General features: G+C 62.9%; 19 protein-coding genes. 14 read left to right on the forward strand and 5 right to left on the reverse strand.

Features of this window, described 5'->3' with window-relative positions:
- The first annotated feature begins 8 nt into the window (after positions 1–8).
- Both IVA87_RS32520 and IVA87_RS32530 read left to right on the forward strand, forming a co-directional pair.
- Entirely contained in the window at positions 9–194 is a 186-nt protein-coding gene (locus IVA87_RS32520) for a hypothetical protein (RefSeq protein ID WP_247337324.1), read from the forward strand.
- Between the two features lie 1,415 nt (positions 195–1,609).
- Positions 1,610–1,801: a hypothetical protein gene (locus tag IVA87_RS32530; protein WP_247301950.1), complete on the forward strand. Its 192-nt coding sequence runs from the start codon at positions 1,610–1,612 to the stop codon at positions 1,799–1,801.
- A gap of 128 nt (positions 1,802–1,929) precedes the next feature.
- On the opposite strand, the gene IVA87_RS32535 is transcribed toward IVA87_RS32530, so the two are convergent.
- Complete coding sequence (locus tag IVA87_RS32535; RefSeq protein ID WP_346015898.1) at positions 1,930–2,214, reverse strand: hypothetical protein; 285 nt, start codon at positions 2,212–2,214, stop codon at positions 1,930–1,932.
- Positions 2,215–2,391: 177 nt separating this feature from the next.
- Between IVA87_RS32535 and IVA87_RS32540 the strand changes: the two genes are divergently transcribed.
- The 5 genes from IVA87_RS32540 (at position 2,392) to IVA87_RS32560 (ending at position 5,048) form a co-directional block, all read left to right on the forward strand.
- Positions 2,392–2,805, forward strand: coding sequence for a hypothetical protein (locus tag IVA87_RS32540; RefSeq protein WP_247302296.1), 414 nt, complete (start codon positions 2,392–2,394; stop codon positions 2,803–2,805).
- Positions 2,806–2,864: 59 nt separating this feature from the next.
- Positions 2,865–3,218 (forward strand): hypothetical protein, encoded by a 354-nt coding sequence (locus IVA87_RS32545; RefSeq protein ID WP_247301955.1) that lies wholly within the window; start codon positions 2,865–2,867, stop codon positions 3,216–3,218.
- Between the two features lie 172 nt (positions 3,219–3,390).
- Entirely contained in the window at positions 3,391–3,657 is a 267-nt protein-coding gene (locus tag IVA87_RS32550; protein WP_247301957.1) for a hypothetical protein, read from the forward strand.
- A gap of 379 nt (positions 3,658–4,036) precedes the next feature.
- Entirely contained in the window at positions 4,037–4,324 is a 288-nt protein-coding gene (locus IVA87_RS32555) for a hypothetical protein (protein ID WP_247301960.1), read from the forward strand.
- Between the two features lie 484 nt (positions 4,325–4,808).
- Positions 4,809–5,048 carry a hypothetical protein gene (locus IVA87_RS32560; RefSeq protein ID WP_247301963.1) on the forward strand — a complete coding sequence of 80 codons (240 nt, stop codon included), beginning with the start codon at positions 4,809–4,811 and terminating at the stop codon, positions 5,046–5,048.
- An 828-nt stretch (positions 5,049–5,876) separates the two neighbouring features.
- Here the strand turns inward: IVA87_RS32560 and IVA87_RS32565 are convergent.
- A complete protein-coding gene (locus tag IVA87_RS32565; protein ID WP_247301965.1) occupies positions 5,877–6,272 on the reverse strand; it encodes a hypothetical protein in 396 nt (131 codons plus the stop codon).
- Positions 6,273–6,562: 290 nt separating this feature from the next.
- Between IVA87_RS32565 and IVA87_RS32570 the strand changes: the two genes are divergently transcribed.
- Positions 6,563–6,820 carry a DUF2798 domain-containing protein gene (locus tag IVA87_RS32570; RefSeq protein WP_247280534.1) on the forward strand — a complete coding sequence of 86 codons (258 nt, stop codon included), beginning with the start codon at positions 6,563–6,565 and terminating at the stop codon, positions 6,818–6,820.
- A 1-nt stretch (position 6,821) separates the two neighbouring features.
- Here the strand turns inward: IVA87_RS32570 and IVA87_RS32575 are convergent, their stop codons facing one another.
- The 3 genes from IVA87_RS32575 to IVA87_RS32585 form a co-directional block, all read right to left on the reverse strand.
- On the reverse strand, positions 6,822–8,609 hold the full coding sequence (locus IVA87_RS32575; RefSeq protein ID WP_247337156.1) for a chloride channel protein: 1,788 nt from the start codon (positions 8,607–8,609) through the stop codon (positions 6,822–6,824).
- Positions 8,610–8,621: 12 nt separating this feature from the next.
- A complete protein-coding gene (locus IVA87_RS32580; RefSeq protein WP_247301971.1) occupies positions 8,622–9,275 on the reverse strand; it encodes an L-fuculose-phosphate aldolase in 654 nt (217 codons plus the stop codon).
- Between the two features lie 162 nt (positions 9,276–9,437).
- A complete protein-coding gene (locus IVA87_RS32585) occupies positions 9,438–9,635 on the reverse strand; it encodes a hypothetical protein (RefSeq protein WP_247301974.1) in 198 nt (65 codons plus the stop codon).
- A 344-nt stretch (positions 9,636–9,979) separates the two neighbouring features.
- Between IVA87_RS32585 and IVA87_RS32590 the strand changes: the two genes are divergently transcribed.
- From IVA87_RS32590 to lon, 6 genes are all read left to right on the forward strand, one after another.
- Positions 9,980–10,798, forward strand: coding sequence for a gamma-glutamyl-gamma-aminobutyrate hydrolase family protein (locus IVA87_RS32590; protein ID WP_247280531.1), 819 nt, complete (start codon positions 9,980–9,982; stop codon positions 10,796–10,798).
- A gap of 3 nt (positions 10,799–10,801) precedes the next feature.
- A complete protein-coding gene (locus tag IVA87_RS32595) occupies positions 10,802–11,989 on the forward strand; it encodes a carboxylate-amine ligase (protein ID WP_247301977.1) in 1,188 nt (395 codons plus the stop codon).
- A gap of 101 nt (positions 11,990–12,090) precedes the next feature.
- Positions 12,091–12,297: a hypothetical protein gene (locus tag IVA87_RS32600; protein WP_247280529.1), complete on the forward strand. Its 207-nt coding sequence runs from the start codon at positions 12,091–12,093 to the stop codon at positions 12,295–12,297.
- A 114-nt stretch (positions 12,298–12,411) separates the two neighbouring features.
- Positions 12,412–12,978: a ferritin-like domain-containing protein gene (locus IVA87_RS32605; RefSeq protein WP_247280528.1), complete on the forward strand. Its 567-nt coding sequence runs from the start codon at positions 12,412–12,414 to the stop codon at positions 12,976–12,978.
- Positions 12,979–13,131: 153 nt separating this feature from the next.
- A complete protein-coding gene (locus tag IVA87_RS32610) occupies positions 13,132–13,515 on the forward strand; it encodes an Hsp20/alpha crystallin family protein (protein WP_247337160.1) in 384 nt (127 codons plus the stop codon).
- A gap of 8 nt (positions 13,516–13,523) precedes the next feature.
- Entirely contained in the window at positions 13,524–15,905 is a 2,382-nt protein-coding gene (gene lon / locus IVA87_RS32615) for an endopeptidase La (protein ID WP_247337163.1), read from the forward strand.
- The last annotated feature ends 4 nt before the right edge of the window (positions 15,906–15,909 follow it).

Genomic DNA, 15,909 nt, shown 5'->3' on the forward strand with positions numbered 1-15,909 from the left:
AGCGAACGGTGTCGCAGGTCGGCTGTTGGCCCGAAGAGCGCCTAGCTAAAGAAGCAAAGGAGCTGCGCATGGTGGCCGCATCGCTTCCGCCTGGTCCCACACGGGACGCGGTGCTGCGGAAGGCCCGGCAGGATGAAACTGCCATGCATATGACCGAGTGGCTTAATTCGCCCGGCCTCAAACCGCCGACTTAAGAATTGTTTTGTGCGAAAAAAGTTGGTGGAGAGATGCCGCAAGAGAGCGGAACAATGCCGCTTGAATGCGAGGTACGCACGAAGCGACTTCGATGAAGCTGCGTGGCTGGACCTATCTGACGACTGGACGAAGTTGGCTGAAGCCCTCGAACACGAGGACGATCCCAAGTGGACGCACTAAAGGGCCAACTGAGGCCGCCTCGCTGGATGTCGCCTGGTAGCCCGAAGGCGAAGTGGTTCAATCGGCCGTTGAGATCAGCTGTTAGTGGCAGATCGGACCTGCCGCTCCGCCTCCCGCTCCATCGCTGGATGGCTACGGTTTTTTACCTTTACCCAATGCTTGCTCCGCCCTGCTTGATAAGGGCGATCTCTTCTCTTTGACACCAGTCCAGCCCCTCAAGACCCATGTTGCCCGGCCCGAAACAGATCAGGCCCCAAGTCACCGCGCTCGAAGGGATTGACGAACACACCTTCAGGACGGCGCGCCAGCAGGCGCTCCAAGTTCGCCTTCCTCATCGACATAGGGAGTATGCGGAGGTCGTCGCCGCGATCGGCGAGAATATCAAGGCGCAGAAATGGACTTCATGATCGTGCTTGTGCGAGTGAAGTGCGTTGAAATCAGAGACGCCATGGGTGCCGAGAACGACCGCTTCGCCGTCGAGGACGAAGTGCTTCTGGCGGACCTTACGAGCGGCTTCCAAGGATCCATGGATAACGGCTGGCCCAATTGTAGCCTCCGCGCGTGATCAGGCGCACGCGGTCTCTATCGCGCTCCAAGCGGAGGCGGTAGCCATCGTATTTTACTTCATGAAGCCAATCGAGGCCGTTCGGGACCGCAATGCCCTTCGTCGGCAGGCAGAACTCAAAGGTATGAGGCATAGGGCGCAGATAAGCATCCGCCGACGAACTTCCATGGAGCAGCCTCAGTCGTCATTTCGGTCGTAGGCATCGTGATGATGGTAATGCTCGTGCACTTCGTCACCATGACGAAGTCACAACCAAGCGCATCCCCCGGAGGTGCCCGGCGGACCTCGCCGCTCGCAGTCGCAGTCGGGGATTTCGAGAGGAGATGTTCCAACAGAACTAGTTCCCTGGTCCTCACCTCCAGTTGGGCAAGCGCAGGGGCTGCATTCTTTCCTTCACAGATCAGTGCGGCGACTAGCTCAATCTGCTGGGCTGCTCGATGCGTGTGTCCCGGCTCACCCAATGGCCCAAAAAGAATGAATCAGTAGCTTAACATACAATGAAGGGGGCGGGGGACCTTCTAACCGCGACCCTAAGCCCGTTGCTGGACATTGGAACTCGTCTGAAATGGCGATGTTGTTCCATCATCATCGCCCGGGGGCATTCCGGTAGGCGTCGGTGGCTGAGAGACCAATCGCGCTCCCGCCTGCAAAAGGGGAAAGCAGCGTGCCATGAAGCAACCTGCCCACATTACGACCGCTGAAGAGCGCTTTGCCGACGAGGCGAAGCGATTGCGAGCACAAGCCGAAAAGCTACCGCCAGGGCATGAACGCGACGTCATCCTGCGAAAGGCCAGTTTGGACGAAGCAGCCTCCCACATGTTCGAGTGGCTGAATTCGACGGGCCCAAGACCGCCGACCTGAAACCGAGGACGCGAACGGGAGTTGAGCCATATGGATGACAAAGAGCTGCAAGCCCGCAGTGAACAGGCTCTCGTGGTTGTGACGTTCAGTACAGCAACACTGATCGCGTGCGTTACCTTGTTGGTTTCTCAATTGTAAGGCCGCCTCAGTTGGCGGTCTCTTTCTTGATTAGCCGCACATAGGTGCCGCTCTCGTGCAGTTCGAGCCAGCCGCCGCTCGACCGCCATCTTGATGCCGGCGCCGAACTCCGGGCCGCTGCTGCCGTGTTGGTACATGAAGGGCGCGTTGATCTTTTCGATAGGGATGCGGCCATCTTGGACGGGGTCGATGGTGGCGGCGAGTTCGACGAGCTTGCGGGCGGCAGTTTCAGGGGTTTCAGGGTCTGCGTAAGGACGCTTGTCGACATACTTCATGGGACTGTCGATATGCTGAGTCGCCCCAGTTGACTATGCCCAGCACGTTGCCGCCCAAGATGGTCGTCCACCACATGCCCTTCTATCCACACCCACGACACGCAGTGTGCCGCTCCGGGAGCCTCCCCAACAGATTGACAATTGGCGTTTCAGCCGCCGCCGCTCTTTCATAAGCGCATGGGTAGCAAGTCCCGAGAGAGGATCTATGGCGGTTCAGTCCGGGCATCGGCTGAGCGGGCGGCGGAGGCGCGCAAGGTAGCCGACCGGCTCGCCTGCGAAGCCTGGAACAAACGCGTGCTTGCCTTCCAGGGACCGGCCCAGCCATCCCCAGCGCTCGGTGACGCTCTCAACGCAGGCTTCACGTATCTGGAAGTGAAGTGCCTCGGCTGCGACACCCATCAGACCGTCGCGCTCGATGTCGTGCGGCGGCCGAAGACGACGCCGATCCACGATCTGGAGCGGTATATGCGATGTAAGGACTGTTCGGAGGTGCGCGGTTATCCGTACAAGCGGAGCCATCTGGTTGCGCTGCGGCCGACAAAGATTTCGGCGAGTGATCCGCCGTCGCATCGGTGGCCGGGGGAGCGGTAGGCGCTGCTGGAACCATCGGAGGTGCAGCACATTGAGCGGTTATATTAGAGGACCGCTCAATGAACGAAATCGCCGTCATCTTGATCTTACTCGTTGGCGGCTCTTCGCTCGCCTTGGCGCAGAGTGCGGGTGGATCGAGCAGCGGCGGCTCGGCGGCGAGTGGAACTGCGGCTGCCGGCTCTAAAGGCTATGCGGGCAGCACCTTATCAACCGGGCACACCATAAGCGGCACTGGAGGCTCCTCCGGTCCCAACCTCGGCAACGCGCTCAGCCACGCAGCGACCGGCGACGCGGATGCTTCGTCGGTTAGTCCGGCTCCAACTTCCCACGACAACGCGGTGGATACGCCCGCCGCCGAACGCGCCATAGAGAACTTGGGCAACACCGATATTGGCATTCTAAAGAAGAAGTAAGACCCATGCTGCAGGTCGGCCTCGGTGAGGACGTGGCCTTCCGGAACTCTTGCAGTCCGCAATTAGTTACAGAGCCGCCGACACGATGGAGCATGAGCGGTCGCGTGCGGGGTAGCACGTGACGGTTTCTTGATCGCGCCGGTCGGCAGCACTTGAACAGAGAGAGGCGACAATGAAGGCACCACTTCTTCTTGCTGGCGCATTGATCATCGGATGCGCCGCCCCAGCACTGGCCGATGAGTACTATGTCGTGCAAGGTCCGAGCCGCCAATGCACAGTTACCACCACACGCCCGGCGGACAAGGAGGTCGTAACTCAGATCGGTCCGATGGCGTTCAAGAGCCGCGTGGAAGCCGAAGACCGCATCAAGCAGACCAAAGTCTGCGAGGAAGGGACAGTTGGCAGTAGCAGCAGTACGACTGTCATCAAAGAGAAGTAAGTAAACGCTCGTTCCCGATCGAGTTTGGTGTCGAGAAAAGTCGCGCCCATTTTCTGTCGGCGCGACTTTTTGTGTTTTCCAGACAACTGACCCTTGGGTTCATTCCGGCGGCCTTTACCGAATTCCGCCACACCTACGTGAACAAAACCACTGCTTTGATCGAGCGCTCTCGGCCCGCACGTTCGATACCGGCGCATGTTCTTTTTGTTGGAGGCAAGAACAGCCCTGCTTCCGGTGTTCTCCCGAATTACCCGGTTGCTGTAGAAGCCAAGGTCCGCTTTGCCGGGGCGGCCATTTTATCCCGAACCCGATTTCGAACCGGCAAGGGGTCGCTGCGAGGCGGCCCCTTTCGTTTTACGCGCGCGGCGCCGTGTCACACATGGGTCCGGTATTCTTCCGGATGGGCGTGCCCCTCAAAAAGAATATCTTGTTAACCACTAGATATGACGCTGAAGCCGAATTGTTTCGCGTGGGCGTTGCAGCTATGTCCGCTGACTGGAAAGAGCAGCTTCAACAAATCATCGAACTGTCCCGTGACCGCATCCGGCGCTTAGAAGCCGGAGCGCCCGACGATGCGCCATCACTGCGCATTGACGCGACCCGCCAGATCGAAGCCGAAGAGAAGACCATCGCCCGGCTGCAACGAACGATTGATGCTCTGAACTGACGCGCCACCACGTCAGATGAATCGCGGCATGGCGGACGACATCCGCCGATCGGACATTGAAGGCCGGTGTGTGGGGCGCGCGGCAGGCGTGGCGCGGAGGTGCGGCCGGATTTTTCGACGATCAAGCGGCGGTGATGATCGGGCCAACGTGATGGGCCGGCCGCGCTCGGCCCCCAGAAGCAAGTCCTCCATCGACGCCTGCCACTCCGGAGCGCCGTGCACCACCTTGGGCAGCGTCATGATGTAGAGCGCAGCCAGTCCGGCCCTCCTCAGCCATGCGGACTCACTGGCACGGGTTCGGCAGAAGCCCCCGCAATTTCCGGGGATCAATCTTCCTGTCGCAACTTTCTTCGGTTGATATTTCGGTTTCCCATTGTGTCGAGCGATATTCCTGTATTACATCGCCTTTATCGATTAAGCGGGCGATCCCGGACTGAAGACCGTGCGCCCGATTGATCCGACAGGCGCCACGGAATGGCTTTGCTTGAGTGCCGTCGTTGTTCGCGCGAAGTACGGCGGCGACATCAACGGTTGGGTGCGCTCAATACTTTCGACGGCGGGCGTTCAGAACCCCACCGACCTTTACTGGCGTAATCTTCCCGACTATCGGAAGCGCATCGTTGTGAATGAACTCGTGCAGCATCCGATCCGTGGGTTTGTCCAAACTGCCAGCTGTCGCCCAAATCCGCAGGGTCTGGCCTTCCTCTTTCCCTCACGGTTGTGAGAGCTGGCGAACGCTCGCTTTGTTCGAGATCTGTTCCGAACCTCGGAGAACTACGGTAACCGACGTTGAATACAGGCGCGGCTAGTGAACGAGGCAAGAACGACCTAAGATGCCGCTCATTCCTGTTGATTTTTTTCGAGACGGCGGATCGGGACACAACGGGGGACACTTCAACCGTGGCGCATTGATTTATCTGTTGTTTTTGGCACCTGCGAAGCCCTGCGCAGTGGTTTTACGGCTTATGCCGCGCTCTCCTGGGAGCCGAATTCGTTCTGGCCTCCCTCGCCCTCGTGGAAGTCACCGACACCGCGCCGGTTGACGCCAATGCCGCATCCGCAAGAGCTTGACCGTAGCAACGACGGCCAGGACCACACGGTTTTGCCGTACGCGCGACTCGCCTGCGCCGCAGGGTTCGACGGCGTTGTGCACCTTGCCATCGACATGCTGGCGCGACGAACCTGACAGCGCCGTGGCGAAGCTCAAGGGCTCACGGAGAGCAATCCGCCCTGCCCTTGGCCTCTCGCGCCCGACGCTGCCGCGTCCACCGCAAGCCCGGCTCCGCGATCATCACGACACATGATCGCCCCTCTCGGATGAGCCGGGATGGGCGATACATACGTCATTTCCGAATTTCGGGTAAAGCGGAATATTTTTGCGCGAGGGGATTGACAGGCAGGCGACACATGAGACGGCCGGGAGAGCCGAGACCCGAAACAACAAAGGGGCGGTGCAAAGCACCGCCCCTTCTTCGCGCGTTCCAGAAGCTTGCCGCAGATTTGACCGATGGACGTGCCGATCGCACCCGCGGCCTATGGCGAAAACGATCGCTTAATATGGCTGGGAATAGTAGCGCGGACCGTAATAAGGACCGCCGCCGTAATAACCCGGGCCGCCGTAGTAAGGACCAGGGCCATAATAATAGCGGTTCTCATAGTATTCGCGGCGCTGGCTCTCGGCGATTGCTCCTCCGATCAGGCCTGCCGCCGCGCCCATGAAGGCGAGGCCCGCTGCGTTCGGGCCGCGCCGGTAATAGCGATGACGGCGAGCGGCGCTGAAATCGGTGGCGCCCGACACGGCCTGGCCAGCGACGTCTGCCCTGGCGGGCGGTGCCCCGGCCGAAGCGGCCACGGATGGCGAGGCGGAGACTGCGATCAGGGCGAGACTTGCGAACGCGGCGACGAGCGCGCTGCGGCCGGCTGCGGGAATCATGGGTCTAATGCTCATTTTGACCTTCCTCTGTTCTCGCCCAAAGAGCCATAAGCAAACGACACGTAACGCGCAAACCACTGAAATGGTTTCCTGATCGCGGCGATCTGCCACGCTTTGAACGATTGTAAACCGAACGACTACGTCCAGCTTGAACCATCCAACCTGAGCGGATAATGAACAGCCGCGCCGTTTTTCGGTCGCCGTAAGCGTTTGACGTGAACCAACGCATCAACCGACGCCGTCGGGATCGATGCCATCTAAGGGTTCAACGTGATCGACGCGTCCTTTTCCTCGAAAGAAATCAGATGATTGCGGTTCGCAAACTGCCGGCGCGCTATGCGCCGATCGTAATGCCCTTTGTGCTGTCCGTCCTCATGACGGCGGTGGTGTCGGTCATTTCGACGCTGCGGAGCCTCGGCGCAACGCCGGCGTTCCTGGCAACCTGGCCCGGCGCCTGGGCGCTGTCATGGCTCGTCGCGTTTCCGACGCTGCTCGTGGTGCTGCCACTGGTCCGCCGGATCGTAGCCTGCCTCGTCGCCTCGCCACCTCGACAAGGCCAATAGACTACGACAGCGCCCCCAAAACCCCGCGCGTCGCCTTGTCGATTTCCTCGACATAGCGGCGGCGGGCAAAGGTCTCGGTGAGGAAGCCGACCACCTTGCGGCTGTCGGTGGAATCAACCACCGCCAGCATCTCGGCTTCCGCCTCGTCGAACACCGCCATCGCCGACTTCACGTTCATTTCCGGGATCAGCACGATATCGGTCAGGCGCGCCAGCTCGACCACCTGGATGTCGTCGGCGATGGTGTCGAGGTCGTTGGAGAACAAGTCGGGCAGCATGACGAGGCCGACATATTCGTCGGCATTGTTGACGACGACGATTCCGGGCCGTGACCCCAGCGCGAATTCGCGGCGCACGGCCGCGATCGTCGTGGTCGACGGCACCTTGCCGACGTCGGAACGCATCAAGCGCTCGACGGTGAGGTTGCGCAGCCAGCCGACGTCGTTGGCGCTGCGGATGGTCTCGCCACGCAGATGCAGGCGCCAGGTCGAGAAAGAATGGCCGAACATGAAGCGGACGCAGATCGAGGTGACGATGCAGCCGGCCAGCACCACGGCGGTGACGTCGACATTGCGGGTCATCTCCAGCACCAGGAACGACATCGTCAAGGGACCGCCGACGATGGCGACGCCAAGCGTCGCCATGCCGGTCAGCATCGCGACCAGCGGATCGATCACGAAGTTCGGACTGATCAAGAGGAGCACCGCGGCAAAGAACTTGCCGATCAGGCTGCCGACGAACAGCGAGGCGAAGAACAGGCCGCCCCGGAAGCCCGAGGCGAGCGAGATCAGGCAGGCTGTCACCTTCAGGGCGATGATCAGTGCGATCAGGCCGATCGTCATGTCATGAAAGAGATCGAGCACCATGGCGCCGTGGCCGGCTGCGAGCACCTGCGGCGTGACAATCGCGAAGCCGCCGACGATGAGGCCGCCGATCACCGGACGCAGCCAGACCGGCATCCACGCGAACAGGCGCTCGAACGTCGGCGAGGAGCGCATCACGGCGATGCCGACGCCGCTGGTGACGAGCGCAAGTCCGATCAGGGCGAGGTACTGCTCGACGCCGACGGCGCTGACCTTCGGTATCTCCAGCGAGTACGGCGCGCCCCCCAGCCATTGCGCGGTCAGGGCGCCGGCGAGCGAGGCCGCCAGGATCGGAGCAGCGCTACCGACCGAATAGACGCCGACGATCAGCTCGCAGGCGTAGAAGGCGCCGGTGATCGGCGCGCCGAACGCCGCCGCGATTGCGGCGGCAGCGCCGCAACCGACCATCAGGCGCAGATCGTTGCGGCGGAGATTGAAGAACTTGCCGAGCAGCGAGGCGATGCCGGAGCCGATCTGGGTATAGCCGGCTTCGAGGCCGACCGAGGCGCCGCAGCCGTTGGAGATCAGAGTCTGGCTCGACACCACCAAGCTGTCCCGCATCGACAGATTACCGCCGCGCAGTGCGTTTGCCTCGATCGGGTCGACCGCATTCGAGATCTTCATGCGCCGCCGCGACCATTCCATAATGCCGAGCGCGAGCCCGCCGAGTGCAGGCGCGATCAGCGCCGCCCAGGGACTGACGCTCGCATTGGACGAGAGGCGGACATCGACGGGGATGCCGTAGATCACGACGTGCGCGATCTGGGCGATCTCGGCCATCAGCGTCACGATCGCGCCCGCGAGCGTGCCGATCACCAGCGCGAGCGGGATCAGGTAGAACTCGTTGCTGCGCAGCAGGGCACGCAGCCGAACCATGGTGCGGTTCGTCCCCTTGCGATCGACGAGATGTCTGATCCGCACGAACACTTTCTGCCCGCCCTATTCTTCCGACAGGCCGTAGCCTGCCATGCGCTGGCGGACCCGTTCGATCTCGGCGCTCGGCAGCAGCGGCGGTTGTCCGATCTGGAGACAGCCGTGATATTGCCGCGCAAGTGTCTCGACCTCGACGGCGAGCCACATCGCCTTGTCCAGCGTCTTGCCGATCGCGATCATGCCGTGATGGTCGAGCAGGCAGGCAAGCCGGCCCTCCAGCGCCCGCACCGCATGTTCGGACAGCTCCACGGTGCCGAAAGTGGCATAGGGCGCGCAGCGGATGCTGTCGCCACCGGCGGCCGCGATCATGTAGTGCACCGGCGGGATCTCCATGCCCATGATCGCCAGGATGGTGCAATAGGTCGGATGGGCGTGCACGACGGCGTTGACGTCGGGCCGGGACTTCAGGATGTCGCGATGGAAGCGCCACTCGCTGGACGGCTTCTGCCCAGGAGCATGCGAGCCGTCCATCGCCATGAACACGATCTGGTCCGGCGTCATAGCGTCATAGGGCACGCTGGTCGGGGTGACCAGAAGCCCGTCCACATGCCGGATGCTGATATTACCCGAGGTGCCCTGGTTGATACCGAGCGCATTCATGCGGCGGCAGGCGTCGATGATGGCCTGTCTCTTGGCGAGCTCGTCCGCTGTCATCGACATCTCGATTTCTTCTCGGCTTCTTGGCGGTTTGTCGGCGCTGGGCGTTTGCTAGACCGGAAGTACGTCAAAGCAATAAGGCAGCGCAAGAGAAAGCGACCCGGACCGGCCCATGTCTTGCCGGCACGGCCGCAACGTCTGGAAATACATCGCAAAATCAAAGAATTACCAGATTGTCGCAGCCTCGCCGAAAGCCCGGCTGGACTGCCGCAATCCCGTTGTCGCGAATGGAGCCGAGCGGCCTGCGAGCAGCATGCCGAGCATGCGCGAGCGCACGGCATCTCCGGTGCGCTCGAGGATGCGGGGGATCAGATGAGCGGAGGCGAAGCACAGCAGCAGAAGCAGGCCCGAGAGCACGACCACGATGATGATCGCGAGCTTCGCAGCATCACGAAGGCGGACAGGGAGATGTCAATCGCTGCCGTTTCTTCCGGCCTGGCTTCTTCAAGTGCCGCGCCATAACAAAAGTTAACCCGCGTGCTTTGTAAAACGATCGGGCAGCTCGATCGGACAGCAACCATTCTGCACGATTGCCGTTTCACTCAGCATCGACACACGAATAGAAGCAGCCGCGACAATTGCACGAGCACCGTTCCACAATTGACCCGCACGATCCCGTTGCCTGCAGTCACTGGGCGCTTCGATTAGGGACAAACGTCAGAGAGCTCAAGGCTGCCATTCATCAATTCGGTAGCGCTGCGGATGCGGTGGCCTATGGTCTTCAGCAATGGAGGCACAGCGCATCGCGTGGCCATTGGCAAGCCCGCAGCGGCGCGCCGCAGGTCGGTATTCTCTCCGATTCCATGGTCACGCGCGGCGAGCAACTCGCCTCGGTCGCCTTGATCTGCGTCAACGCCGTCGGGCTCGTCGCGGGCGCGGTGCCACGGATCCTTCCGGCAGCGCCTGAAGCAGACATCGATGCTTACCTCGACGGCCTCGACGGCATTTTCATCGGCGGCGGACAGACAAACGTCCATCCCTCCCGGTATGGGCAAATGGCCGACGAGGCGCGCGACGGTCCGTTCGATGAATTCCGCGACGAGATTGCGCTTCGCCTGATCCCGCGTGCATTGGCGCGGGGCATCCCCGCTCTTTTCATCTGCCGCGGAATGCAGGAGCTGAACGTTGCTCTCGGCGGCACGCTGGCAAAGGAGCCGGACGATATGCCCGAGGACCAGCGTCATGGCACGCCCGAGGCGGACAATGAGGATGCGCGCTATCGGTTGCGGCAGAAGGTGACGCTGCGTAAGGGTGGCGTCCTGCAGCAGATCTGTAGCGCAGAGGCCATTCCGGTGAATTCGCTGCATAGTTTCTTGATCGCCGATCTGGCCCCGGGCCTCGTCGCGGAAGCGGTGGCCGAGGACGGCTCGATCGAGGCCGTCAGCGTCAAGGGCGCGAGCGCGTTTGCGCTCGGCACACTCTTTCATCCGGACTATTGGGCCAGCACGGATCATGCCTCGGCCCGCATCCTCTCGGCGTTCGGAGACGCGGTTCGCAAGCATGCCAAGCCGCAAGGGGCAGCGTAGGCCATGCACCGTTACCGCTTCGGCATCGAGGAAGAGTATTTTCTGGTCAATCGGCAATCGGCGGCGCCTAGATCCGAGCTGCCCAAGCCCTATATGGCGGCGGCCCAGAAGCGCCTCGGCGAACGGCTGACCACCGAAATCCTGCAATCGCAGATCGAGGTGGCGACGCCGCCGCTGGCGTCTTCGGCCGATGCGATCGCCGAGCTCACGCGCTACCGCTCGGTTCTCGCCGAGGTCGGCAAGGACCACGGGGTCGGCATCATTGCCGCGGGGACGCATCCACTGGCTCAACCGCAGCAGCAGCGCATGACGCGCAAGCGCCGCTACAGCAAGGTCATCAGCGATCTCGGAATGGTCGGCCTCGGCAATCCTATCAGCGGCCTGCACGTTCACGTCGAGGTGCCTGAGCCGGACCAGCGCGTCGAGATCATGCACCGCCTGGTGCCGTTCCTGCCGCTGCTGCTGGCGCTCTCGACCTCGTCGCCGTTCTGGTGCGGCTGTCCAACGGGACTGCTGGGCTACCGCAATGCCGCAAACGACGCCCTGCCCCGGACCGGTTTCCCGGAGATGTTTCGCAACCTCGCCGAATACGAGACCTATGTGAAGACATTGGTCGACGCGGGCATCGTCCCCAATGCCACCTATGTCTGGTGGGCGCTGCGGCCGTCGCTTCAGCATCCGACCCTGGAGCTGCGCATCACCGACTGTTGCACGGCAATTGCAGACTCGGTAGCAATCGCAGCCCTGTTTCGCGCGCTGGTCCGGCGTGTCGTGCACCATCCCGATCTGAATGCCACCTATTCGCCTGTGCACCGCGCGCTGATCGAGGAAAACCGCTGGCGAGCCCAGCGCTATGGAACCGACGGCACATATATCGATCTGGCGTCCTTTGAGCCGATCTCATTCAGGAGCTGGCTCGAGGCGGTGATTGCCATGCTGGCGCCCGACATCGCGCATCTCGGCATCGAAAGCGATATCCAGCATTTGAAGATGATCCCGAAGCGCGGCACTTCGGCGCATCTTCAGCTCGAATACTTCCGTAGTTTGCGGAAATTCGGTCGCTCGCCGCGGGAGGCCATTGCCGACGTGACGAAATGGCTGCGGACTTCGACCGAGGCCGGCGACTTCACGGCGCGCGGCAGTGAGCCGAAGGGCACGCCGGTGCGGCAGCCTCTGGCGCATCTCGTCTGACATCCCCCGAGCGCGGCCGCATGGAACGACGTTTCGGCAGCCGACTTAGCTCAGCATGCCCGTAATGGAATGCCCGTAATGGACATCGGTGGAGACCAACTATGAGCGACAGCGGAGTTAGCATGCTGCTGGGTCACGCCTCGGCCCAGATGCTTTGGCTCTGGTTCATCGGCGCGTTCGTGCTCGGCGGCGTCCTCGTCTACGGAGTGATGAAGGCCGGCCGCCTGCGCCGCAGCGAGCGTGCGCGGCTCGATCGCGCGACCGAAGAGCGACAGCGCCAGGAAGACCCCTATAAGCGCCCGACCTGAGCGATCGCCACGAACCCCGGTTGCCAGTTTGGAACTTTCGTTCTCGAAAGGGTTTTGATCGCCTGAGGATTGAGGAAGGCGACGCCTTCCCGTGTCACCTCAAGAGGAGGACGTATGGCTAAACGAGCGAAGAAACGCACAACCAAGAAGACCGCGGCGCGGCGACCGCGTCAGGCGCCGAAGATGCTCAGCGACCTGTTCCTGGAGACGCTGAAGGACATCTATTTCGCCGAGAACAAGATCATCAAGACGCTGCCCAAAATGGCAAAGGCCGCAAACTCGAAGGAGCTTGCGGCGGCGTTCAACAAGCATCTGCGCGAGACCCAGGGCCAGGTCAAACGTCTCGACCAAGTCTTCAAAATGCTGGGCAAGCCGGCGCGCGGCAAGCCCTGCGAGGCCATCAACGGCATCGCGGACGAGGGCGCCGAAATCATGAAAGAGTTCAAGAACGCCCCCGCCCTCGATGCGGGCCTGCTCGCCTCGGCACAGGCGGTCGAACATTACGAAATCTCCCGCTACGGCACGCTGCGGACCTGGGCCGAGGAGCTCGGCATGCAGGATGCGGCAAGGCTGCTTCAGGAGACGTTGGACGAGGAAGAGGCGACCGACCGCGCGCTGACCGAGCTCGCCACCTCCGTGATCAACCTCGAAGCGGAAGAGGAGTACCGCGCAGCGGCCTGACGCTGTGCGTGGCCGATAACGGAACGCCGCGGTGCGAGCCGCGGCGTTTTCCTTTTCTGGATCGCAGGATCCGCATGGCACGTCCGCGCCGGCGGGCTGGAATTCTCGGGAACCAGCCCCATATGCAGCCTTTCCCATCGCCGAGTCCGCATCATGCAACCCAAAAATCCCCTCGACTGGATGCTGTCCGAAGCCCTGGACTCGTTGACCCGCGCCGAACGGCTGCGCCAGCAGTTCGGCCGCCAGGAAGCCTGCTGGGAGCCACCGATCGACGTGCTCGAAACCGAGCATGAGCTCCTGATCCTGGTCGCGCTTCCCGGCGTCAATCCGAGCAATGTCGAGACGGTGATCCATGAGGGCGTGCTCGTGATCTCCGGCCAGCGCACCCTTCCCCCGGAGCTTCGTAACGCCCGCATCCACCGGCTCGAGCTGCCGCAGGGCCGCTTCGAGCGGCGCATCGCGCTTCCCCTTGGCCGCTACGCCATCAGCCGCTTCGTGATGGACGGCTGCGTCGCGCTGCGCCTCGCCAAATCCTGAGATCGATCATGGCCCCCGAACAGATGAATACCCAGCAAAACGGTCCCGACGTGAAGATCCCCGAGGACGCACTGATCGTCATCCCCGTGCGCGAGATGGTGCTGTTTCCCGGCGCCATCGCGCCGGTTTCGATCGGCCGCGCAAAGTCCATCGCCGCCGCGCAGCAGGCGCTGCGCGAGCAGCGGCCGGTCGGCATCGTCCTGCAACGCAGCCCCGAGATCGACGAGCCCGGACCGGACGACCTCTACCGGGTTGCGACCATCGCCAATATCGTGCGCTACATCACCGCGCCCGACGGCAGCCACCACATCGTCTGCCAGGGCGTGCAGCGCGCCCGCATCCTCGACTTCTTGCCGGGCACACCTTTCCTGGCTGCTCGCATCCAGCAGATCCCGGAGCCGACCACGACCTCACCCGAGATCGAGGCGCGCGCGCTGAACCTGCAGCGCCAGGCCATCGAGGCGATCGAGCTGCTGCCGCAGGCGCCGCCCGAGCTGGCCGCGATGTTCCAGGGCACCAGCGCGCCCGGCGCGCTGGCGGACCTCGCGACCTCGTTCATGGACATCAAGCCGCAGGACAAGCAGGAGGTGCTGGAGACCATCGACCTCGCCTTGCGGGTCGAGAAGGTGTCGAAGCACCTCGCCGAGCGGCTGGAGGTGCTGCGCATCAGCAACGAGATCGGCCAGAAGACCCGGGCCAGCTTCGACGAGCGGCAGCGCGAGGCGATCCTGCGCGAGCAGATGGCGACCATCCAGCGCCAGCTCGGCGAAGGCGACGGCAAGCAGGCTGAGGTCGCCGAGCTGACGGCTGCCATCGCCAAGGCCAACATGCCGCCCGAGGCGGACGCGCACGCCAAGAAGGAGCTGCGTCGCTATGAGCGCATGCCGGAGGCCGCCGGCGAAGCCGGCATGGTCCGCACCTATCTTGACTGGCTGATCGAGCTGCCCTGGGCCCTGCCCTCGGAGAAGCCGATCGACATCAAGGAGGCCCGCCGCATCCTCGATGCCGATCATTTCGGCCTGGAGAAGATCAAGAGCCGGATCATCGAATATCTGGCGGTGCGCAAGCTCGCCCCGCAGGGCAAGGCGCCGATCCTGTGCTTCGTCGGCCCGCCTGGCGTCGGCAAGACCTCGCTCGGCCAATCCATCGCACGCGCGATGGATCGCCCCTTCGTGCGCGTCAGCTTAGGCGGCGTGCATGACGAGGCGGAGATCCGTGGCCACCGGCGCACCTATATCGGCGCGCTGCCCGGCAACATCATCCAGGGCATCAAGAAGGCGGGCGCCCGCAACTGCGTGATGATGCTCGACGAGATCGACAAGATGGGCCGCGGTGTGCAGGGCGATCCTTCCGCCGCCATGCTGGAGGTGCTCGACCCCGAGCAGAACGGGACGTTCCGGGACAATTACCTGGGCGTGCCCTTCGACCTGTCGCGCGTGGTGTTCATCGCGACCGCCAATATGCTGGATCAGATCCCGGGTCCGCTCCTGGACCGCATGGAGTTGATCAGCCTCGCCGGCTACACCGAGGACGAGAAGCTGGAAATCGCGCGGCGCTACCTGGTGCGGCGCCAGCTGGAGGCCAACGGCCTCTCGGCCGAACAGGCCGAGATCGAGCCGGAGGCGCTGAAGCTGATCGTCAAGGGCTACACCCGCGAGGCCGGCGTCCGTAACCTCGAGCGTGAGATCGGCAAGGTGTTCCGGCATGCCGCGGTGCAGATCGCCGATGGCACGGCCGCAAAGGTCGTGGTGGGCCCGAAGGACATCGCCATCGTGCTCGGCCAGCCGCGCTTCGAAGGCGAGATCGCGCTGCGCACCAGCGTTCCGGGCGTTGCCACCGGCCTTGCGTGGACGCCGGTCGGCGGCGACATCCTGTTCATCGAGGCGACGCGCGTGCCCGGAAAGGGCGGGCTGATCCTGACCGGTCAGCTCGGCGACGTCATGCGCGAGAGCGTGCAGGCTGCGCTGACGCTGGTGAAGAGCAAAGCCGCCCAGCTCAGCATCGATCCGCAGCTGTTCGAGAAGAGCGACATCCACGTTCACGTTCCCGCGGGCGCGACCCCGAAGGACGGACCGAGCGCGGGCGTTGCGATGTTCACGGCACTGACGTCCCTGCTCACCAATCGCACGGTGCGCAGCGACACCGCGATGACCGGCGAGATCTCGCTGCGCGGCCTGGTGCTGCCTGTCGGCGGCATCAAGGAGAAGGTGGTGGCGGCCGCCGCTGCCGGATTGAAGCGCGTGATGCTGCCAGCGCGCAACAAACGGGACTACGACGAGATCCCGAAGAGCGCGCGGGACAACCTCGAATTCATCTGGCTGGAGCGCGTGGACGAAGCCATCGCCGCGGCGCTCGAGCCGGCTGACGCCAAGGTCGAAGCTGCGGAGTAACGGT

This window comes from Bradyrhizobium sp. 147, from assembly GCF_023073935.1.
GTDB lineage: Bacteria > Pseudomonadota > Alphaproteobacteria > Rhizobiales > Xanthobacteraceae > Bradyrhizobium.